Below are 21,174 nucleotides of genomic sequence, written 5' to 3'. Positions count from 1 at the left end.
TGATTGGCGGGCGTCACCGCGGTGATGGTGCACCACGGTGGGTGAGTCGTGCGCTAGAGAGTGGTCAGGTGCGGATCTCGGCCGGAGCCGAGTCGTTCTCGATGCGCGACTGCTCGTGCGCGACATCGTAGGCAGCGACGTCGAATTTCCGGGTCTGCCTACGGAAGTTGAAGGTGAATCCGGGCCACAGTGTGGTGATGTTGCCGTTCTCGTCGGCGTACCAGGATGCGCATCCGCCGTTCACCCAGACGCTGTTTCGGAGCGCGTGCTGGATGTCCCGGTTGTACCGGCGTTGCGACGTCGCGGTGACATCGCAACGCGTGAGTTCTTGTGTACGAACGGTTTTCAGGTAGTCGATCAGGTAGTTGAGCTGCGACTCGATCATGTAGACCATCGAGGTGTGTCCGAGGCCGGTCGACGGTCCGATCATCAGCATCATGTTCGGGAAGCCGTGGACGAACGACCCCTTGTATCCCTGCATCCCGATCGTGTCCCAGGCCTGCGCCAGCGAGCGTCCATCGGCGCCGACGATGCAGTCGAACACAGGTGAGTCGGTGACGTGGAAGCCGGTTGCGACGATCAGCACGTCGATCTCCCGCTCGGTGCCGTCGGCTGTCACGATGCTCGACGGTGTCACGCGTGCGATGGGGTCGGTGACGAGGTCGACGTTGGGTCGATCGAGCGCCGGGTACCAGGCGTTGGATCGCAGTATTCGTTTACAGCCGACCTGGAAGCGTGGGGTGACCTTTTCGCGCAGTTGGGGGTCGCGAATCCCACGCAGGATGTTGGCGCGGGCGACCATCTCGACCGGTTTGAGTGCTGTGCGCGAGTGCGTGAGACCGAAGGCGATGAACTCGTTGAAGGCGTACACGCCCGCGCGGCTGGCGCGCTGAACGATCGGTGCGTTCTTGAACAACCAGTGTTCGACCGCCGTGTACGGCCGTTCGGTGCGGGGAACTATCCAGGGTGCCGTGCGCTGATAGACATCGAGGTGGTCGACCTTCTTGGCCACCTCGGGCACGATCTGGATGGCCGACGCCCCCGTGCCGATCACGGCAACGCGTTTGCCGGTGAGGTCGACGTCGTGGTCCCAGCGTGCCGAGTGCATGATCGTGCCGCCGAATGACTCGATACCGTCGATGTCGGGAAGATTGGGCTCGCACAACGGTCCGACAGCGCCGATCAGATGCTGCGCGCGGTAGGTCGTCACACTCTCGGCATCGGGGTCGGACTGTGTCGACACGGTGTCGATGAACCAGCGACGTTCGTCCTCGTTCCACGCTGCGCGGATGACCTCGGTGCCGAACCTGGCCTTGTCACGCACACCGTAGTGGTCGGCCACGTCGTTGATGTACCGGTAGATCTCGGGCTGATGCGAATAGGACCGCGACCATTGCGGGTTGGGGGCGAACGAATACGAGTACAGGTTCGATGCGACGTCGCACGCGGCGCCCGGGTAGGTGTTGTCGCGCCAGGTGCCACCGAAGTCGGCGCCTCGATCGAGGATGACGTAGTCGGTGAAGCCGTTCTGACTCATCGTGATCGCCGCGCCGAGCCCGGAGAATCCGGCTCCGACGATCGCGACCTCAACATTGTGCGTTGTCATGGTCATCACACTAGGAGCCTATTGAACCGTAGTCAATAGGCTATTGAATGATGGTCAATAAGACGCCTAGAGTGGGGGTGTGACCCAGGCGAAGCGCACCAGGATGAGTCCCGAGGCCAGACGCGACCAACTGATCGCGCTCGGACTCCAGATGATGTCCGAGCGTCCGCTCGACGAGGTGTCCATCGACGCGATCGCGGAGGTCGCGGGCGTATCCCGTGCGCTGTTGTTCCACTACTTCGATTCCAAGCAGGACTTCCACGTCGCCATCGCGAGGGCGCAGGGGGAGGAGATGCTGCGGCTGACGGCGCCCGACGAGTCCCTCGACGACCCGCTCGCCATTCTGTCGAGCTCGTTGTCGGCCTTCGTCGACTACGTCAGTGAGCACCGCAGCGCGTACACGGCGTTTCTGCGCGGAGCGTCGAGCACCGACCCGGCGATGCGCGCAGTGATCGACGGCACCCGAGAGGCCATGGCCGAGCGAGTCCTCGACCACGCGCCGGCGCTCGGGGTGGAGGTCACGCCTGCGGTACGACTGGCGACGTTCGGGTGGATCGCCTTTGTCGAGGAGGTCACCATCGGTTGGCTCACGGACGAGCAGATCAGCCGCGAACAGTTACTGGCGTTGATCGGATCGTCGCTGCCGGCGATCGCCGTGGTGGCCTCCGCGTAATCCGTCGGCGGCCGCCGACTTCCCGGTCTTCAGCGGCGTGAGTTCACGCGACGGAGACGGCGCAGCGCTTCGGAAGTGGGGGCCGATCTCGCTGAGCAGCGCAGCGGCCGCAGGGGATTCGGGATCACGCCACACCACCCCGAGACGGGACCGTGCGTCGGGATCGGAGATCGGCAGGCTGACAATGTCGTTCCATGACGCTGCCGTACTCGCGCTGAGGGCGGCGACGCCGAGTCCGCGCGTGGCGAGCATGCGTGCCAGCGACGGTGACGCAACCTCCCAACGCGGACGTCGCATCTGCCCCTGGCGCGCGAGCAGTGCGTCGAGCGCCGCGCGGGCGCCTGTGCCGCGGGTGAGTGAGATCAGGTCGATGTCGGCGATCTCGTCGGGTGAGACGGTGGATCTGGTCGCCCACGGGTGATTACGCGCGATGACCGCATGCAGAGCGTCGTCGACGATGACCCCCGATGGTAGGTGCTGCGGTGCATCCCCCGACCAGGCTGCGATCGCGACATCGAGCTCCCCCGACTCGACCTCCTCGATGAGCGCTGTCGAGATGCCTTCGCGGACGGAGATCTCGACGCCGGGATGGTCGTGATGCAGTCGAGCGATCGCGTCGAAGACCGGTCGCCAGGTCAGGCCGCTCACGGTGCCGACCCGCAGGGTCCCGGTGATGAGGCCGCGGAGATCGTCGGCTGCTGCCGCGACGGCGTCGACTCCCTCGACTGCGGCGCGCAGGACGGGCAGTACCAGCTCTCCCTCGCTGGTCAACATCACCCGACGGGTGGTGCGTTGGAGGATAGCGATGCCCAGCTCGCTCTCGAGCTTGCGGACCTGGGTGCTCACACCTGACTGGCTGATGTGCAGAGCCGACGCTGCCGCGGTGAACGACCCGCTGTCGACGACAGCGAGGACGTACCGGAGCTGATGCAGTTCCATGACTCAAAATGATAAATGTTATGTGAAACAGATGTTGGACGGATGAATCGCTTCGGCACTGTGGACCGAGAACAGCAACGACACATGATCCGAAGGGGATGGCAATGGCAGTGAACACCACTTCCGTGGCTGACACCGCGACCACTCGTACCGCAGTGACAACCTACTTCGATGCTTGGCGTGCAGGCGATTTCGACCGTCTGCGTGCAGTCCTCGATCCCGACGTCGACTTCGTCGGTGTGATGGGCACGGCGCACGGCGCAGACGAGTGCATCGCTGGACTGCGCGGGATGTCCGAGCACCTCATGCGTGATCTCGTCCTGCACACGCGCGTCGTCGACGGTGCCGATGCGATCACGTGGTTCGACATGGTGACCCGGGAGGCCTCGCTGCCGACGGCCAACTGGAGTCGCGTCGAGAACGGACTGATCACGCGGATTCGCGTGACTTTCGACCCACGTCCGCTCGTGGCGAGCTGACCACCGTTGACAGTTGCTGACTCCTCGCCGCATCCGACAGTGAGCCACGAACGTCGTCGATGAATGCCCGCATCGTCCGACGCGCGCGGTCGGTGTCGGGGTAGCGGGTGCGCAGCGCTAGCCCGCGGTCGGTGCGCGAGATCCAGAATTGGGCGTCGTCGGCGGTCGAGACATTGGAGATGTGATGTGCGGCAATGGATTCGTGCAAGCGCGCACCCGGCAGTGTTCGATAGTCGATGTAGGAGACCATGAAGATGTCGGAGCGGGCCTGTCGAAAGCCGCCGACGTTGGCGATGACCTGCGGGACGGGTATCTCGCCGAGGTGGATGGCGCGCCGCAGTGCCGGCCCCGTGCGACGCGCCGTCGCGGACAGGTCGCCGGTGCTCACCACGCGCACCGGTGCATTCGTGGTGAACCAGCCGACCGCGTTGAGCCACCTGTCCTCACGTCGGGTGTGCATCGGGAAGATTGTCGCGAGTTCGGGCCCGCCGCCGAGTCTGCGCACGGCGTCGGCCATCGCCGAGAGCACACCTCCGAAGAGCGTGGTGCCATTGCGCCGGCAGAACTGCTGAAACAGCGTCGCCGACGAGTCGTCGAGCAAGGGTTCGACAGCGGTCCGCTGTGGCGCTCGCTCTCCCAGGCGAACCCCGAGATCGAGTGGGAAACCGGGCAACTCGCCGTCGACAGCGTCGAAGAAGCGCAGCCAGTCGCGCATACGGTAGTCCGATATCGACACCGCCGTGGCCGACTGTTCGTCGTGGCAGTAGTCGATGAAGTTGCCGCACATCGGCAGATCGGTCAGCGGTGCTCCGTACCGGTCACGGTGCGCGGTGTAGAGGCGATGGAGATCGTCGATCACGATCGAGATGGAGTAGGCGTCCACATGTGCATGATCGAAGCCACATACGACCGTCGAACGGTCATCGCGATCGATGGCGCCGAGCAGGTACGCGGGAAACCCGAATGGCTGGCAGCCGATATCCAGTCGTTCCCACAGGGCGTCGCGCATCTCCGCTGGGCTACCCGGCCGAGACACCGACCTGGGAACCACTCGAAGAGCGGAGGGGTCGAGGCAGTGACGTTCGATGCCGGCGGTCCCGCGCACAAAGGAGGAATGCAAGGTGCCGTGCCGCGCGATGAGGTCGTGGAATGCCAGCCCCAGCGCATCACGATCGATCCGTCCCGGAAGTTCGAAGGTTCCCGCGAGCCAGGTGTGCGAGGTCTCTGCGCTGCCGAGGTGGATCGCCTGGTTGAAGGACGGGGGTATCGGTGACGAGACGGATCGAGCCGAGGTCGGATCCACTTCCCATTCGATGAGTTCACCTGCGGCAGGTAGATAGTGGTCGATCGTTGTCACCTGCATGTCAGCGATTCCCCGACACCGCTGCTGTGGCAGCCGTCTGAACGTGATCGCCGTCGATGACGTGGTCGCCCTCTAGTGCTACCGACCGGATGATGTCACGCAGACGGGTGAAATAGCGGTGAACCCGTGCCTGCGCCAATGGGGTGTCCGGAGTCTGGCTGCCGATGTACAGTTCGTCGTTGTCGCAGTTGATCCACATCGACGCATTGGCGGTCCGTCCCTCCCCGGTGAACATCACGGCTCGTTCGTAGGTCGGCGTACGGTTGCCGGGGTACCATCGGAAGTCGATGTAGGACAGCAGGTTCGGTGCTGTCATCACCTCGTTGGCCGTCAGCCCGGCGGCCACGAGCGCGGCGAGTGCCGCGGCGGTGGGGACTGCCCCGAGGTCGCGCGCTCGGGTTCGTCCGGCCCGTGCCGCAACGATGAGTTCCCGCACCGATGATGTTCCGGAGACCGGGAATTCGACCGGCGCGAACGCACAGAACCAGCCCTGCGCAGTTGCGAACTCGGGTGAGGCGGCGCGGGTGTTGAGGACCGTCATGCCGAAATACCGTTCCACGCCTGCGAGTTCGTGGTCGGTGGCGGCCACTGCTGCGTAGATTCCGTCGATCATCTTGCCGCCGGCATCGAGGCACACCTTCGTGAAGGCCTCGATCTCGGAACCGTCGAGCACGTGGAGCCGAAAGGGACGAACCGGAGCGGTTTCGCCCGGGGCGAGTCCGAGATCGAGAGAGAATCGCGGCATCCGAAACCCGTGTCGGGAGAAGATGTCGACCCATGTTCCGGTCTGCGTCGAACCGCCGGCATGCACCGCTGTGGCTGCCGACTCGAGTTCTGCGTAGTCGAAATAGTCTGCGCCTGCGTCAGTCGCTTGCGCCGCGTCGCGTCGTTCGTCGGGCGGAACGGCGCACAAGCCGCCGTAGATGCCGAGGAGTTCGTCGAGTGCCAACGCCTGCGAGACGCCGTCGGTGAGACCGTGATCGCAGGCGAGGTAGATCGAGAAGCTCCCGCGTCGCATGATGGCGCCGAAGGCGAAACCCGGGAACGACGTGCTCGGAGTCTCTTGTTCGAAGCGTCGGAGCAGATAGGCGGTCGTCGGTGGTCCGGGGACGAGGTGCCCGTCGTCGGCGATCTCGAACTCGACCGCTGCGGCGTCGACAACATGGGTGTCGATGGCCTCTCCGCTCTTCCCGAACCACATCCTGAGTGCACCGTGGCGCCGGACGAAGACGGTCAGCGCCCAGGTCATCGCATCCGCATCGAGGTCGCCGTCGACGTCGGTGGCTGTCCCGATGAACGCGCGGTGCCGCACGCCGTCTGCTGCTGCCGCCATCGAGCCCCGCACGTGGTTCTCGGTGAGGAAGGTGATCGGGCCGTCGTGGGCGAGAGTCGACGCCGCTGCCGCCGCCGACTCCGCGGTCGGTTGCCACCGCAGCGCCGTACCGGCCTCGGGTCGCCATGTGTCCATCTGGATCATCCGCACGGTCGTCGTCTCCTGACGTCAGGCTGTTCTGGTGGTTTCGATCGGAACGCGGTCGCGCGCGATGCACTGGTCGAGCGACATCTCGAAGCCCTCGGCTGCGGCGACCCGCAACGTCTCACCGACGAGATCGATGAACTCACCGACGAGACCTGCCGAGTCGGTGGCCGGATACCGCGCAGACAGGGTGAGGCCATCGTCGACGCGTCCGATCCACAGGTAGACCTCTCGGTCGGAGTAGGCCTCGCTGCGTAGCGCCTGGGCTCGGCGAGCCGGCCACTCCGATGCCCCTGGCACACGACGCAAGTCGAGGTAGGACACGACGAATGCAGGTGGCGAGCACGCGCCCAGCAGTTCGGTCACTCGTCGGTAGGGCACACGGGAGTGGACTCTCGCGACGCCGAGTCCCGAGGCTGCGGCCGAGCATGCGTCTACGAACGTGGCTGCCGAACCGAGTTCGATGTGCAACGGCGCCAGTCCGACGTACCAGCCGACCGAGGTGAGGAATCTGCTCTCGTGACGGGTGTGCCACGGCATGACCAATCGGGTGTGGTGGTCGCCGGTCACACCCTGACACGCAAGCGCGATCGCAGCGAACACCGCGGCCTGCGTGCTCACCCCCACTGCGCGTGCGTGTGTGTTCAGTGCGCGGGCTTGGTCGCCGTCCGCGATGTACTCGGAGTACCCGATCTGGCGCCCACCGTCGTTCGTCTGGTGTGGACGACCGATCTCCGTCGGCAACCGGTCGTGCGGCAGGAGCGGCGGCAGGTCCGAGAACCCGTCCCATGCCGCGACTGTCGGATGATCGGGAGTGACAGCGCCACCGGTCTCCCGGTCGATGCTGCTGAACTCGATGTGACTACCGACGGGATTCACCTCGACCTCTTCGTCGAGCAGCATTCCACGATAGAACTGCTGTATCTCGTTGATCGACAACATGATCGAATACGCGTCCATCACCAGGTGGTCGGCGGCGAACACAACCGTGAACTGGTCGTCGGAGTCCACGGAGGAGAGAGGCGAGATGCTGACGACGCGGACGTGAGGCCAGGAGTGGGCCGAGAGCGAGGCGTCGAACATGTTCGTCAGTCGACGTGCGAGTTCGGTGCCGTCGGGCACGTGCCCCACCACGTGCCTGCGTAGCCCTAGTCGGGCCTCTCGGTAGGTGCGGCGTATGACGCCCCCGGCAGCCGGTTCGCCGTATGCTGTGCGGTCGCCGATCGTATGGAAGGCCTCATGCCGACACAGCCATGCGCGTATCGCGACATCGAACACCTCTGGGTCGTACCGGTGTGCGATGGTGAACACTGCGCCGAGCCAGGATGGACGGGCGGGGGAGCCAGGCTGGCGCAGTATGGCCTCGTGCTCGTACGACAGCGGTCGCGTGTCGACCTGCCACTGAGACGGTGAAACCACCGCCGTCGGGATCCACTCGGTTGCGATTCCGCCGTCGAGCGGATAATCCGAGATCTCGGTGAACTTCATTACTTCGAATGCGCCTTTCACGTGTTTGTCGCGATATCGCGGAGCAGCACGAGAACCCTTGGGGGACCGGGGGTGAAGAGCGTCGGTGCGCATCGTTGCGCTGAGCCGGACGACGCAGCCCTGAGTGCCACGAGCGTGTCGAGAGTGAACAACTCGCGGATTCGATACGACTTCCGGGTGGCCGAAACAGAGCCAGAACTCAGACAATTGCGTCGTCCGTCATCTAGACGATAGACCCCGAAATGGGGGACGCGCATCGCCGCGCCGCGGTGACGTCGATCACTGTACGACGGTCAGCCTGTGTTCCGGAAATATTCAGACGAATCGAAATACGTTGCGCCACAGATGCACACAGATGAATGTGTGCGTCGACACAGGAGTCAGCGGTTGCGGTCCCGCTGCTACCTCGCCTAGCGTGGACCGTGATCGTGAGCGGCTGGAACGGTTGCGAGGTCTGCCGATCCGTGATGGGAGTCGGCGATGCCGCCGTCGGGACCACACGTCGCATGTGTGGTGCCGCTGGTCCGTTCTCCGGCGTCGGTGACGAAGTCGTCGTCACGCGTGAATTGATGTCGGCAATGGCGCCGTCTTGTTTCTGAAGAACCCGAAAGACGTTGTGCATTCGTCTGTTTCGTTCTCCTTGCAGGAATTGTCGTGTTGGCATCCGGTGCCTCGACCGCCTGCCGGACACCGAGGAGTTGATTCCTTGTCGCCACTGCCAGCGATCGAGACCGAGGGGCTGACCAAGAAGTTCGGACGGTCCACCGCGGTCGACGACGTCGATCTGTATGTACCGCAAGGAACTGTGTATGCGCTCCTCGGCACGAACGGAGCGGGGAAGACGACGACCGTCCGCATGTTGGCGACACTGATGCGCCGTGACAGCGGTCGCGCGCGTGTATTCGGGTACGACGTCGAAGACGAGGCGACCGCGGTGCGTGGCCTCATCGGTGTGACCGGGCAGTATGCATCCGTCGACGAAGACCTCACGGCGCGTGAGAATCTCGTGATCTTCGGTCGGCTCGTCGGATCTTCCGGACGTGCTGCGCGCGCCCGAGCGGCAGACCTACTCGACGAGTTCGGCCTGGCCGCCGCGGCTGATCGCGCGGTTCGGCACTTCTCCGGCGGCATGCGTAGGCGACTCGACCTCGCTGCGTCGATGATCACCCGTCCGCGACTGCTCTTCCTCGACGAACCGACGACGGGACTCGATCCGCGCACCAGAAAACAGATGTGGGAGACGGTGCGGCGATTGGTGTCTGCAGGGTCGACCGTGCTGTTGACAACACAGTATCTCGACGAAGCAGATGAGCTCGCAGATCATATCGCTGTGATGGATCGAGGCCGTGTTGTTGCCGACGGCACCGCGGCCGAACTGAAAGCCAGAGTCGGGGACACATCGGTAACACTCACGCTGAGCGACCCCACCTGTGCCACCTCGGCAATGGCCATCTGCGCCCCGTTCGCCTGCGGCGACGTCGTGCTCGAGGGGGCTGAACCACGAGTGGTCGTGCCGATCGCCGGAACCGACGTCCTGCCAGAGCTGCATTACGAATTGCGCGCAGGCGGAATAGAACTCGATGCGGTGACTGTCGGTCGACCCAGCCTCGACGAGGTCTTCTTCGCGCTGACCGATGGCGACGTCAGCGCGCGGCCCGACACCGGGCCTTCCGACACGCAGCGGGGTGCGGCGTGACATCCTCTGTGGATTCCGTATCGGCGGACGACAAGGTGGGTCGGCGTCCGCCGTCTCCGAACAGAGTCCCCGTCCGCGCGGCGATCGGACAGTCGGCGACGATGGCACGTCGGGGGCTGCTGAAGATCAAGCACAACCCGCAGCAGTTGTTCGACGTGATCGTGCTTCCGATCGTTTTCACGATCATGTTCTCCACGATCTTCGGCGGCGCTATCGCCGGTAGCGTCGAAGCCTATCTGCCGCTCTTGATTCCCGGTGTTCTGGTGCAGGTGTCGGTTGCCGCATCCGTGGTCACCGGTGTGCAGTTGCGCGAGGACCTCGACAAAGGCGTCTTCGACCGATTCAAGTCCTTGCCGATCGCCCGCATCGCACCGCTCGCTGGAGCGCTCGTGGCCAACGGTGTGCGTTATGTCGTGGCGACGGTGATCACCGTCGCGGTCGGAATGCTCATGGGGTACCGCCCCCACAGCTTCGGCGGTCTGGTGCTCGCGTGCGTACTCGTCGTGCTCGTCGCCTTCACGCTCAGTTGGGTTTTCGCTCTGCTCGGTGTGTTGTTGGACAAGGCGTCGACCGTTCAGGGTGTGTCGATGTTGGTGCTGATGCCGATGACATTCGTGTCCAACGCCCTGGTCCCCATCGCCACCATGCCCGGTTGGATGCAAGCCATCGCTTCGGTCAACCCGGTCTCGCATCTGGTGTCTGCTGCGAGAGCGCTGGCAGACGGGCAGGCCGCCGGTCTGCAGATCGCTTACACCCTCGCCGGCGCAGCCGCTGTACTGACCATCTTCGTCCCGATCACGTTGCGTACCTACATGCGGAGAACATGACATGACACTGGCACCGCTCGCTGCGAGCGACTCGAATCGACTCGGGAAGACGCACACAATCACCCTGTCGGTTGTCGTTCCCGTCTACGACGAGGAGTCGACGATCGGTGAGTGTCTGGACCGACTATGTGCTCAGATCGCCCACATTCACGAGATCATCGTGGTGGACAACAACAGCACCGATCGCGGGCCGGACATCATCAGGGCTCTGGCGCAGAAGTTTTCACAAATTCGGCTCATCACTGAGCCGCAGCAGGGACTTGTGTTCGCGCGCAATGCCGGAATGAACTCTGCCACGGGTGATCTGGTGGCACGCATCGATGCGGATACGCGAGTCGGTCCCGACTGGGCGGAGACCATCGTCGATTTCTTCATGGCTGACGGCGCGCAGGCATGGTCGGCGTTGTGTGGTCGCGGCGAGGCGTATGGGGTGCCGTTCGACGGCCGTTTCGACAAGTGGAAGATCAGGCTCCATCCGCTCAATCGGGATCGGGAGGTTCGCGCACCGTCGGAGATTCCCGTGCTCTATGGCTCGAACATGGTTGTGCGACGCGAAGTGTGGTCTCGTATCCGCGATCGTGTGAGCATGCGTCGGGACATCTTCGAGGACGTCGATCTCGGACTGTGCGTCCAGGACGCGGGTGGACGCAACGCCTTCCTGCCTGCGTTGACGGTGGGAGTCTCGCCGCGACGGATGGAAACCGGTATGTCGTCGTTCGTGACATACATGAGTTTCCTGCCGCGAACATTTGCGCTTCACCGACGGTATGGACTCGCGCTCGGCGCAGCGGCTGTCTACCTACCGGCGTTGACGGCGCTCCACGGCGCGCGACTGTTGGTGTTGCGTTCCTACGATCCCGAGACGGGCGGTTTCGGGGTACGAAACATGCTGCGTCAACGGCACGATCGACTACTTCCGTGAGCCGGTGACGACGTGTGTGACTATGTCGGCCGCGGCCGTGACCGCCTCTGTCGGATCGATCATGCTACGTGCCACGTCGGCAGCTCGCTCCGCGACCTCCGGAGACAGCAGTGTGCCGAAGGCTGCCAGGAGGTTCTCTGTCGTCACCCGGGCGACAGGAAGGGTGGCGCCCAGGCCCGACGTCGTGATCGCGCGGCCCCAGATCGGTTGGTCTGCGCCGAACCAGGTGACGAGGGTCGGAAGGCCGGCCCGCAATCCCGCTGCCAGCGACCCGGCGCCGCCATGGTGTACGGCTGCGCGGCAGAGCGGAAGGATGCTGCGGTGATCGATATGGCCGACCACGCGGATGTCGTCGGTCGCGGTTACATCTGCACTCGACATGAATCCACTCCAGCCGCCCGAAACAAGAAGACGCACACGGTGTTGGGCCGCCGCCTCGCGGAAGGCGGTCGCCAGGCGGTCGGGATCGCGGGGCATCATGCTCCCGAAACCCACGTAGACCGGCGGGTCCCCCGCGTCGAGCCAGCCGCGCAGATCATCATCGAGCCCCGTGTCGCCGACACCTGCGCGCTGGCGTGGGGCGAGATCGAAGAACCCGACCAGTGGGCGGCGTCGATTCCATTCGGCCGCAAGGCCATCGAACAGCACCGGATCATACGCTTGGATCTCGGGAACGCCCGTCGTCTCTATCTGCGATGCATAGGCCGTGCGCGCGGGCGGAAGACCGATGTCGGCACGCAACGTGTTCTCGGCACGACGCGTCGCGAACCACAGGGTGTGCTCGACGAGGCGCCAGCTCCACAGGTTGAGCGCCCCGGGGCTGTCGATACCGAACTGGGCAAGCAGCGAGGTGCTGCGGTTGGGGCGGATCGGACAGTAGTGGAGCGGAATGTGCGGGATCGCACGAACCTGCGCCACGTTGTGAGCTCGTTCCTGCCCGGCACTCGTGGCGACGACGGCATCGGCGCGTTCGGTCAGGTCGAGCAGCTGCTGCTGCATCTCCCGGCCCCCACGCACGCTGATCTCGGAGATGGCACGCAGACGGCGCAGCGGATTGCGCGACTTGAGATCGGACCGGACGAGGTCGGAGTCGAGGAGTTCGCGCGTCTGGCCGCCGTAGGGTTCGGTAGCGATACCCGCCCCACGCCCGAACTCGACGAGGTCCGGTGGCGCCGCGAGGGTGACGTCGTGGCCTCGGGTGTGCAGTTCTGTCGCGAGCGCGACAGCAGGTTGCGCGTCGCCTCGACTTCCATTGACTGCCAACACAATACGCACTCCGCAGTTCTCCGTTCGTCGGCGCTCGTCGAACTGTTGACGACTCCGATCCTACGCATTCCGCGCAGTCCTGCAGTGCGGTCACACCGGAGGTCCACGACATGACGACTACACAGCACAAGACAACCGCGCGGCAACCGGTCGGCGCTCGCATGCGTCCTACGCGGCAAGCGAGCCGAGGAAAGGCCGAGGCCGTGTCGCGCCTCGCCGACGAGGATTCCACCTACTGGTTGTTGGACCGAGGCCTCGGGTGGTCGGTTGTGCTCCAACTGGTGTGGGAGATTCCCGGACCTCTCGATCCCGCTGTCGTCTCCGCGTTTGCCGACAGTCTCTCGCGTGGCGTCCTACACCGCAGGGTCGTTGCGCCGCGGGTACCGGGTGCGCGTCCGAGTTGGGTGAGCGCTGACGGTGTCCTCGCGCCCGTGCTCGACTCCGCGCGCGTTGCGTCGTCCGATACCCACCGCTGGGCTACGGATGTGCTCGCCGAGGTGCAGCTGGATGCGCAGGGCGGTCGGTGCTGGCAGGTTCGCGCAGCGGTGACCGAGTCGGGCGACACCTTGCTGTCGCTGTGCGCGCTCCACCTGGTGACCGACGGTCGCGGCCTGATCACAGCAGCCCGCCGGGCGCTGGCCTCCGACGGAGGCGAGACGGTGGCCGAACGGTCCGCAGCGCAACCTCCGACGCTCGTCGCTGACGGGCTCGATGTGGTGAGGCAGGTGCGGGCATCGACGGTCGGAGTCGCCCGCGCCCTGCGTCATCGTCGAGGAACCTCCGATCCGGTGGGCGATCCGCGCCCGCAACGCTCGACCTCGGCGAGCCGCGCACGGTCGGCCGAGCCGCGGTGGGCGACGGTGACGGTGTCGGCAAGCGAATGGGACGCGGTGGCCGCCCGCCACGGCGGCACTCCGAATGCGTTGTTCATCGCCGTCGTCACCGGCCTGCTCAGATCGGGAGGTTACGCGCCGATGGGCGTACCGCTGAAAGTCGGTGTCCCGGTTGACAGGCGGAATGGCATCGACGACGACCGTGCCAACGCGACCGCAGGCGTCTCGGTCCTGCTCACCGACGATCCGGCTCCGGGAGAGGATCTCTCGCGCATTCGACGCGCATGCAAAGAGGCCTACACCCGGTTAGCGAATGGCACTCGCGCACCTACCGCGCACCTCCATCCGCTCGTGTGGCTTCTCCCGACACGGTTGCTGGTGTCGGCAGCAAGCGCGGGTTCGGGGATGCCGGATGCGGTCGTGTCCAATCTCGGCGACGTCGATGACGCAGTGCTGCGAGTCGGTGGACATCGTGCTCGCCGCCTCGCATTCCGCGGGACAGCACAGGGTGTCGACCCTGCAGGCGATCACCGTTTCGGTGACGGCGTCCAATCGTGGTCACTGCGGACATCCGAACACGTGACCTTCAGCGTCCTCGCGTTCGACGAGTCGGTGTTCGCCGACGAACACTCCCTTCGCGCGCTACTCGCCGAGGAGTTGGCCGCGTGGGGTCTGACGACTTCCGACATCTGGTGAGGAGCCCTATGACCGCCACAACCGAGACGACGACCGAGCGCCGGGCGTCGACACCCGTCGAGCGTTCCATCGAGTCAAATACTCCGCCACTTCGCGTGACCGGACCGGACGAGGCCTATCTGCTCGCGCAGGATCTCTTCGGGATCGGTTCGCCGATTCAGTACCTGTGGGTGTTCGAGGACGATCCCGGGCCCGGGGCAATCGAGGACTTGCGCGACGGCCTCGCCCGCGGGTCCCTGCACCGCATGGTATCCCGGACGCGTGTCCCGGCCGCGCGGCACCGATGGGTGCGTTCGCTCATGCCTGCGGCTGGGCACGACGACGACACGATCGACGACGACGCGATCGCGTCGTGGGCCGACCGGCGCGTCCGGGACTCGGGAATCGAACCGATCTCGGGACGCGGATGGCGGCTGGACTCGGCGACGACGACAGCCGGACATCGGGTCGTATCGCTGGTCGTCTCGCACATGGTCACCGACGGACACGGGCTCTTCTCCGCTTTGGAAGCGGCACTGTCGAAAACGGCTGCTCTGCTTCCGGATCCCGCCGGAGTGCACGGTCGTCGCGTCCTCGGGGAGGATCTCGTCGACGCGGTCTCGCAGGTCCGCGCGGCCGGCAGGTCGGTGCGTGTGCTGGCGAGGGCGGGATGGCAGCAGTACCGGGACAGGCGAGCGGCGTCGGCCGCCGCCGACGGGGTAGTGCCCGCGACCACTGCTCGGACGCGGCCGTCGCGATTGGGAAGTCGATCACTCGCCGAGCCGGCTGATGGTTACGGCCCTGACACCACGCTCGCGATCGTCGACGTCGACAGTGACGCCTGGGCGGAATGCGCACGCGCGCACGGCGGCACATCCAACAGCCTGTTCACCGCACTGCTGGCGGGCATCGTCGACCGTTCGGGGCTGCCGGTCGACGACGAGCTGCGCGTGTGCATCGCCGTGAGTACGCGCGACGGTGACACCGATCAACGCGCCAATGCCTCTGGTGGCGTATGGATTCGATTGGCGGGACCAGTTGGTCCGGGCGAGGGTCTCGAGGATATTCGTACACTGAGCAAGAACGCATTCGGCGAGTATGCCGCCAAACGACACGACCAGGTGGCAGACAATCTGCAGCCACTGGTGCGACTGCTACCGTCTCGCGCTATCGCCTCCATGATGCGATCGGTCCCAGGACCCGACACCACGGTGTCCAACCTCGGGAGGGTGCCCGACGCGGTCTTGCGGATCGGTGACTCGACGGCCACGCGATTTGCTGTGCGCGCCTTGGCATCAGGACTTCCGATCCAGGATCGACGGACGCGTGGTCCCGCGGTCGCCGCGTGGGCTGCAGCGTACGGTTCACGAATCACGTTGACGTTCTTCGGTATCCATCCTGATCACTTCGGGGACTCCGACACGGTGCGCGCCATGATCGACGACGAGCTCACAGCGTGGAACCTGGAGCACTGGTTCTGGTGAGCGCACACGTCGCCGTCGTCCTGTACGGCAGCCGGGGCGACATCCAACCGGGTCTCGCGCTCGCTCTCGAACTCGAGGCACGTGGCCATCGTGTCAGCGTTGCGCTCCCGCCGAATCTGGCAGGCCTCGCCATCGAGGTCGGCCTGCACACGATCGAGATCGGTCTCGACACCCACACGGCGTGGTCGTCACCCGAGGCGGAGGCGGAGGCGGTGCGCGGTTCGCACGGACTGGCGCGCGCACGCTTCGCACTGGCAACGGTTCGTCGAGGGTTCACAGCGTTCGACGACTCGCTGGCGGCCGAGTTCGTCGACCCCGGCGCGCGCCTGTCCGACGTCGACCTCATCGTCGCCGCGCCGCTCTGCCAGGACCGGTGTCTTGCACTCTCCGAGCATCTCGGCACGTCGTTGGTGGTTCTGCGATTCGCGCCGATGTCGCACAACAGCGTGTTCGGTGCGATACCGGGTCTCACCGACTCCTGGTCGGCAGAGTGGAAGAGACGGTCGTGGCGTGTGACCGACCGCCTCACCTGGCTGGCAACCGGGTGGAACGAGAACCGATTTCGACGCAGACTCGGGCTCCCGCGCGCGCGGGGGCCGCTTCCCGAGCGGATGCAACAGGCGGGGATCGTCGCAATCCAGGCCTACGACCGGGAGATCGAGCCGCGGCTGGAATCCGAGTGGGGCGCAACCAAACCGATCGTGGGCTTCATGGATCTGCCGCGCCGATCCAGGGTGGGAATCAGCGAAACCAGTGGGGAAGGTACCGATCTCGCCGAGTGGTTGGACGCCGGGACGCCACCTGTATTCGTCACGGTCGGCAGCATGTCGATCGCCGAACCCGTTGCCACACTCGACATGATCGTTCGCGCCGTGCGGGGTACCGGGCAGCGATGTCTACTCTCGGCAACCGACTACGACGGTGTGGGTCGTTCGGATCCCGACGTGTTCGTTGTGGGAGCGCTCGACCACGCTGCCGTCTTACCGCGGTGCCGCGCGGCCATCCATCACGGTGGAGCGGGGACCACGGGCGCGACATTGCGTGCGGGACTGCCGACGATGGTGTGTGCGGTGACGGCTGAGCAGCCGTTCTGGGCTGCTCGCGTCACTGCACTCGGTGTCGGCGTCGGACGGAGGTTGGCCTCGCTGACCGGTGACGACTGTGCCACGGGAGTCGCGGTGCTCACGAGCCGTTCCACCCGCGAGACCGCGCGTGAGCTGGCGTCGCGGATGACCGACCCACGCGAAGCTGTCGACGCCGCGGCACAGATCTGCGAAGCCCACCTCAGCCGTAGCCTGGCCCCAGCCTGAGGGACGCTGTCCGCAGACAGGCTGCTCTCCGACAAGGACTTCCAGAGACAGTAGAAGGGCCGTACCCGCGCGGGTACGGCCCTTCTACCGTCAGTGTGACCAGTCCGTCAGGCGAAAGCCTCGTCGAGGATCTCCTGTTGCTCGACGGCGTGCACCTTCGACGAGCCGGAACTCGGTGCCGACATCGGTCGACGCGAGATGCGACGCAGGCCCTTGAGCAGGTCGGGCAGCATCTCGGGCAGCCAGAGACCGAGGAACGGCCACGGACCCTGGTTGGCGGGCTCATCCTGAACCCAGACGAAGTCGTCGGCGTTCGGGTACTGCTCCAGCGTCTCCTGCAGGCGACGATGCGGTACGGGGTAGAGCTGCTCGACGCGGACCACGGCGATGTCGTCGCGATCCTCCTTGTCCCGGCGGGCGGCGAGCTCGTAGTAGATCTTGCCGCTGACGAGCAGAACGCGCTTGACCTTGCTGCGGTCGCCGTCTTGCTTGCGGAACTTCGGGTCGTCGATCACCGAGCGGAACTTGTCGTCGGTGAAGTCCTCGACCGGGCTGACCGCAGCCTTGTTCCGCAGCATCGACTTCGGCGTGAAGACGATCAGCGGTCGGCTGATGCCGTCGAGAACGTGGCGACGCAGCAGGTGGAAGTAGCTCGCGGGTGTCGACGGCTGCGCAACGGTCATCGAACCCTCCGCACACAGCTGCAGGAAGCGCTCGATGCGTCCCGACGTGTGGTCGGGGCCCTGGCCCTCGTGGCCGTGCGGAAGCAACAACACGACATCCGAGCGCTGACCCCACTTGGCCTCGCCGGAGCTGATGAACTCGTCGATCACCGACTGCGCGCCGTTGACGAAGTCACCGAACTGCGCCTCCCACAGCACGAGAGCGTCCGGGTTGCCCACCGAGTAGCCGTACTCGTAACCGACCACCGCGAACTCCGACAGCGGCGAATCGTAGGCCATGAAGCGGCCTTCCGAGTCCGCGTCACCATCGAGTGGTGCGAGGTGATTGAGGGGTGTGTACTCGGAGCCGTTCTCGCGGTCGATGAGTACCGAGTGGCGCTGGCTGAACGTACCGCGGCGTGAGTCCTGGCCCGACAGGCGAACGGTGCGTCCCTCGAGCACCAGCGAACCGAAGGCCAACAACTCGGCGAACGCCCAGTCGATGTGTCCGTCGCGGCTCATCTCGTGGCGGCGCTTGAGTACCGGCTTCACGCGTGGGTGCGGAGTGAAACCATCCGGAGTGTCGTAGAACGCGTCGCCGATGCGCTCGAGCACCGACTTGTCGACGGCGGTCACGAGCTTCTGCGGCAGCGGCTGATCGGCTTCCACCGATTCGCTCGGCTCCGGGGTGAACTTCTCGAGTTCCTTGACCTCGTTGAAGACCCGTTCGAGCTGCCCCTGGTAATCGCGCAGCGCGTCTTCGGCCTCCTTGGTGGAGATGTCACCACGACCGATCAGAGCCTCGGTGTAGGACTTGCGGACGCCACGCTTGGTGTCGATCACGTCGTACATCGCCGGCTGGGTCATCGACGGATCGTCGCCCTCGTTGTGTCCGCGACGGCGGAAGCAGACGAGGTCGATGACGACGTCCTTGTGGAAGGCCTCGCGGTAGTCGACCGCCAGCTTGGCCACCCAGACGCACGCCTCCGGGTCGTCGCCGTTGACGTGGAAGATCGGGGCACCGATCATCTTCGCGACGTCGGTGCAGTACTCGCTCGAACGCGAGTGTTCGGGAGCTGTGGTGAACCCGACCTGGTTGTTGACCACGATGTGCACGGTGCCGCCGGTGCGGTAGCCGGGCAGCATCGCGAGGTTGAGGGTCTCGGCCACGACACCCTGGCCGGCGAACGCGGCGTCGCCGTGCAGCATGAGCGGCATGATCGAGAACTCACGCTCTTCGGGTAGCTGGTCCTGCTTGGCGCGGACGAGCCCCTCCAGAACCGGGTCGACCGCTTCGAGGTGGCTGGGGTTCGCGGTGAGCGAGACGTTGATCTCGTTCTCGCCGAACATCTGGTAGTACTTGCCCTCGGCGCCGAGGTGGTACTTCACGTCACCCGACCCGTGCGCCTGCGACGGATTCAGGTTGCCCTCGAACTCGGTGAAGATCTTCGAGTAGGGCTTGCCGACGATGTTCGCGAGCACGTTGAGGCGGCCGCGGTGTGGCATGCCGATGACGACCTCGTCGAGCGAATACTCGGCGCTCTGGTCGATGACGGCGTCCATCATCGGGATGACCGACTCCGCACCCTCGAGCGAGAAGCGCTTCTGCCCAACGTATTTCGTCTGGAGGAAGGTCTCGAAGGCCTCGGCGGCATTGAGCTTGGACAGGATGTACTTCTGCTCGGCGACCGGCGGCTTGACGTGTTTGATCTCGACGCGCTCCTGAACCCAGCGCTGCTGCTCGGGTTCGAGGATGTGCGTGTACTCGACTCCCACGTGTCGGCAGTACGCGTCGCGCAGGATCGACAGCACGTCGCGCAACTTCATCGTGTCCTGGCCGTGGAAGCCGCCGACCTTGAAGCTACGGTCGAGATCCCACAGGGTCAGGCCGTAGGTGAGGATGTCGAGATCCGGATGCGATGTGCGGGCGTAGCTGTCCATCATGAGCGGATCGGTGTCGGCCATGAGGTGCCCGCGGTTGCGGTAGGCCGCGATCAGCTCGAGTACCCGCGCGTTCTTGTCGACGACACCCGCGGGGATGTCACGACGCCAACGGATCGGCTCGTAGGGAATGTGGAACGCGGTGAACAGCTCGTCGTAGAACGCGTCGTCGAGCAGTAGTTCGTGGATCCTGCGCAGGAAGTCGCCCGACTCGGCGCCCTGGATGATCCGGTGATCGTAGGTGGAGGTGAGCGTCATCAGCTTGCCGACACCGAGTTCGGCGATCTGCTCGTCGCTCGCGCCCTGGAACTCCGCCGGATACTCCATGGCACCCGCACCGATGATGGCGCCCTGGTTCTTCATCAGACGCGGCACCGAGTGCACTGTGCCGATGGTGCCCGGGTTCGTCAGCGAGATGGTGACACCCGCGAAGTCGTCGGCGGTGAGCTTGCCGTCACGTGCGCGACGCACGATGTCCTGGTAGGCGGTGTAGAACTCGGCGAAACCCATTGTCTCGCAGTTCTTGATGGCAGCGACAACCAGGGAGCGGTTGCCGTCCTTGCCGACGAGGTCGATGGCCAGACCGAGGTTGGTGTGCGCCGGTGTGACGACGTTCGGCTTGCCGTCGATCTCGGCGAAGTGCCGGTTCATGTTGGGGAACGACTTGATCGCCTGGACGATGGCGTAGCCGAGGATGTGGGTGAAGCTGATCTTGCCGCCACGCGTACGTGACAGGTGGTTGTTGACGACGATCCGGTTGTCGATCATCAACTTGGCGGGAATTGCGCGAACCGAGGTGGCCGTCGGGATCTCGAGCGATGCGGCCATGTTCTTCGCGACCGCGGCCGATGCGCCGCGGAGAACCTTCTGGGTGTCCTCGCCTGCGGGCTCGTCGCCGCCCTTCGGCGCGGCCTTCGCGGTCGCCGGTGCCTTCTGCGAACGCGACGAACCATCTCGGCTGGCAACGCTGTGACCCGAGGCGGCCTTGGTCGCAGTGGATTCGCGGGCGGGGGAGTTGTTGCCTGCCGGGCGCGGCGTCGGCTCCTGGTCGAGCGTCACCTGACGTGCGGCGGGCTTGTTGCCGTTGGACGACGTCCCGTTCGACGCCGACGAGTCCTTGGTGGAGGAAGCGCTCGTGGCGGATGAGGCGCTCGACGAGGCTGTCGCACTCTTGGTCGTCGGTGCGCTCTTCGTCGCTGTCGTGCTCTTCGTCGGCTGACCGCTTCCGGCCTTGCCGGTGCTACCGTTGCCACTCGATCCATTGGACGGCGAGGACGCGCCGTCCTCGCCGGGCCGGTAGTCCTTCAACAGGTCGTGCCAACTCGGGTCTACCGAGTTCGGGTCCTTTTTGAATTGCTGGTACATTTCGTCGACCAGCCACGTGTTTTGTCCGAAATCTGATATCGAACTGCTCACAGCGGTATCTCGCCTCAATTCCCTCTGGTGTCGGGTCGCTCGCTCGCGTCGCTAGCCCCTCGTGAAGACTACGGCGCACCACCTGCCCATGCTACGCGCGCGACGTTGCGCGCCGTC

At 65.2% G+C, this 21,174-nt stretch carries 15 protein-coding genes; 8 read left to right on the top strand and 7 right to left on the bottom strand.

The genetic code is table 11. The features are described from left to right. Positions 1 to 64: 64 nt before the first annotated feature. Positions 65 to 1,606 (bottom strand): flavin-containing monooxygenase, encoded by a 1,542-nt coding sequence (locus tag LK459_RS01325; RefSeq protein WP_227921321.1) that lies wholly within the window; start codon positions 1,604 to 1,606, stop codon positions 65 to 67. Positions 1,607 to 1,709: 103 nt separating this feature from the next. Between LK459_RS01325 and LK459_RS01320 the strand changes: the two genes are divergently transcribed. Then, positions 1,710 to 2,279: a TetR/AcrR family transcriptional regulator gene (locus LK459_RS01320; protein WP_007238328.1), complete on the top strand. Its 570-nt coding sequence runs from the start codon at positions 1,710 to 1,712 to the stop codon at positions 2,277 to 2,279. Here LK459_RS01320 and LK459_RS01315 read toward each other — a convergent pair. Further along, on the bottom strand, positions 2,223 to 3,218 hold the full coding sequence (locus LK459_RS01315; RefSeq protein WP_227921319.1) for a LysR family transcriptional regulator: 996 nt from the start codon (positions 3,216 to 3,218) through the stop codon (positions 2,223 to 2,225). The genes LK459_RS01320 and LK459_RS01315 overlap by 57 nt on opposite strands. 104 nt (positions 3,219 to 3,322) lie before the next feature. Here LK459_RS01315 and LK459_RS01310 point away from each other — a divergent pair, with 104 nt between their 5' ends. Further along, on the top strand, positions 3,323 to 3,697 hold the full coding sequence (locus LK459_RS01310) for a nuclear transport factor 2 family protein (RefSeq protein WP_227921318.1): 375 nt from the start codon (positions 3,323 to 3,325) through the stop codon (positions 3,695 to 3,697). Here the strand turns inward: LK459_RS01310 and LK459_RS01305 are convergent. From LK459_RS01305 to LK459_RS01295, 3 genes are read right to left on the bottom strand one after another with little or no spacing between them, the layout of a single operon-like run. Continuing rightward, the gene (locus LK459_RS01305) at positions 3,648 to 5,060 is read right to left on the bottom strand and encodes a condensation domain-containing protein (RefSeq protein ID WP_227921315.1); all 1,413 of its coding nucleotides are present in this window, start codon (positions 5,058 to 5,060) and stop codon (positions 3,648 to 3,650) included. The two genes, LK459_RS01310 and LK459_RS01305, sit on opposite strands and share 50 nt — an antisense overlap. A gap of 1 nt (position 5,061) precedes the next feature. Next, the gene (locus LK459_RS01300; protein ID WP_227921314.1) at positions 5,062 to 6,528 is read right to left on the bottom strand and encodes a peptide synthase; all 1,467 of its coding nucleotides are present in this window, start codon (positions 6,526 to 6,528) and stop codon (positions 5,062 to 5,064) included. 33 nt (positions 6,529 to 6,561) lie between these two features. Then, entirely contained in the window at positions 6,562 to 8,025 is a 1,464-nt protein-coding gene (locus tag LK459_RS01295) for a condensation domain-containing protein (RefSeq protein WP_227921313.1), read from the bottom strand. A 706-nt stretch (positions 8,026 to 8,731) separates the two neighbouring features. Between LK459_RS01295 and LK459_RS01290 the strand changes: the two genes are divergently transcribed. The 3 genes from LK459_RS01290 to LK459_RS01280 are packed head-to-tail and all read left to right on the top strand — an operon-like array spanning position 8,732 to position 11,470. Beyond that, positions 8,732 to 9,721 (top strand): ATP-binding cassette domain-containing protein, encoded by a 990-nt coding sequence (locus tag LK459_RS01290; RefSeq protein ID WP_227921312.1) that lies wholly within the window; start codon positions 8,732 to 8,734, stop codon positions 9,719 to 9,721. Continuing rightward, a complete protein-coding gene (locus LK459_RS01285) occupies positions 9,718 to 10,548 on the top strand; it encodes an ABC transporter permease (RefSeq protein ID WP_227921310.1) in 831 nt (276 codons plus the stop codon). Before LK459_RS01290 ends, LK459_RS01285 begins: the two co-directional genes overlap by 4 nt. 1 nt (position 10,549) lies before the next feature. Further along, a complete protein-coding gene (locus LK459_RS01280) occupies positions 10,550 to 11,470 on the top strand; it encodes a glycosyltransferase family 2 protein (RefSeq protein WP_007238335.1) in 921 nt (306 codons plus the stop codon). Here the strand turns inward: LK459_RS01280 and LK459_RS01275 are convergent. Further along, positions 11,459 to 12,736 (bottom strand): glycosyltransferase, encoded by a 1,278-nt coding sequence (locus LK459_RS01275; RefSeq protein ID WP_227921309.1) that lies wholly within the window; start codon positions 12,734 to 12,736, stop codon positions 11,459 to 11,461. The genes LK459_RS01280 and LK459_RS01275 overlap by 12 nt on opposite strands. Before the next feature lie 110 nt (positions 12,737 to 12,846). Between LK459_RS01275 and LK459_RS01270 the strand changes: the two genes are divergently transcribed. The 3 genes from LK459_RS01270 to LK459_RS01260 are packed head-to-tail and all read left to right on the top strand — an operon-like array spanning position 12,847 to position 17,038. Beyond that, complete coding sequence (locus tag LK459_RS01270; protein ID WP_227921308.1) at positions 12,847 to 14,265, top strand: non-ribosomal peptide synthetase family protein; 1,419 nt, start codon at positions 12,847 to 12,849, stop codon at positions 14,263 to 14,265. A gap of 8 nt (positions 14,266 to 14,273) precedes the next feature. Then, positions 14,274 to 15,728 carry a hypothetical protein gene (locus LK459_RS01265; protein ID WP_227921307.1) on the top strand — a complete coding sequence of 485 codons (1,455 nt, stop codon included), beginning with the start codon at positions 14,274 to 14,276 and terminating at the stop codon, positions 15,726 to 15,728. Continuing rightward, positions 15,701 to 17,038 carry a glycosyltransferase gene (locus LK459_RS01260; protein WP_227921305.1) on the top strand — a complete coding sequence of 446 codons (1,338 nt, stop codon included), beginning with the start codon at positions 15,701 to 15,703 and terminating at the stop codon, positions 17,036 to 17,038. The genes LK459_RS01265 and LK459_RS01260 overlap by 28 nt, the downstream gene beginning before the upstream one ends. A 107-nt stretch (positions 17,039 to 17,145) precedes the next feature. On the opposite strand, the gene LK459_RS01255 is transcribed toward LK459_RS01260, so the two are convergent. Further along, positions 17,146 to 21,006 carry a multifunctional oxoglutarate decarboxylase/oxoglutarate dehydrogenase thiamine pyrophosphate-binding subunit/dihydrolipoyllysine-residue succinyltransferase subunit gene (locus tag LK459_RS01255; protein WP_265416853.1) on the bottom strand — a complete coding sequence of 1,287 codons (3,861 nt, stop codon included), beginning with the start codon at positions 21,004 to 21,006 and terminating at the stop codon, positions 17,146 to 17,148. Between the last annotated feature and the right edge of the window lie 168 nt (positions 21,007 to 21,174).

The organism is Gordonia otitidis, from assembly GCF_020735545.1.
Taxonomy (GTDB): domain Bacteria; phylum Actinomycetota; class Actinomycetes; order Mycobacteriales; family Mycobacteriaceae; genus Gordonia; species Gordonia otitidis.
This window is presented reverse-complemented; position numbering and strand designations above follow the sequence as displayed.

Bases quoted from the DNA above. Each gene is read 5' to 3' on its own strand.
- LK459_RS01325 (WP_227921321.1), bottom strand. From the start codon at position 1,606: ATGACAACGCACAATGTTGAGGTCGCGATCGTCGGAGCCGGATTCTCC.
- LK459_RS01320 (WP_007238328.1), top strand. From the start codon at position 1,710: ATGAGTCCCGAGGCCAGACGCGACCAACTGATCGCGCTCGGACTCCAG.
- LK459_RS01315 (WP_227921319.1), bottom strand. From the start codon at position 3,218: ATGGAACTGCATCAGCTCCGGTACGTCCTCGCTGTCGTCGACAGCGGG.
- LK459_RS01310 (WP_227921318.1), top strand. From the start codon at position 3,323: ATGGCAGTGAACACCACTTCCGTGGCTGACACCGCGACCACTCGTACC.
- LK459_RS01305 (WP_227921315.1), bottom strand. From the start codon at position 5,060: ATGCAGGTGACAACGATCGACCACTATCTACCTGCCGCAGGTGAACTC.
- LK459_RS01300 (WP_227921314.1), bottom strand. From the start codon at position 6,528: ATGGACACATGGCGACCCGAGGCCGGTACGGCGCTGCGGTGGCAACCG.
- LK459_RS01295 (WP_227921313.1), bottom strand. From the start codon at position 8,025: ATGAAGTTCACCGAGATCTCGGATTATCCGCTCGACGGCGGAATCGCA.
- LK459_RS01280 (WP_007238335.1), top strand. From the start codon at position 10,550: ATGACACTGGCACCGCTCGCTGCGAGCGACTCGAATCGACTCGGGAAG.
- LK459_RS01270 (WP_227921308.1), top strand. From the start codon at position 12,847: ATGACGACTACACAGCACAAGACAACCGCGCGGCAACCGGTCGGCGCT.
- LK459_RS01265 (WP_227921307.1), top strand. From the start codon at position 14,274: ATGACCGCCACAACCGAGACGACGACCGAGCGCCGGGCGTCGACACCC.
- LK459_RS01255 (WP_265416853.1), bottom strand. From the start codon at position 21,006: ATGTACCAGCAATTCAAAAAGGACCCGAACTCGGTAGACCCGAGTTGG.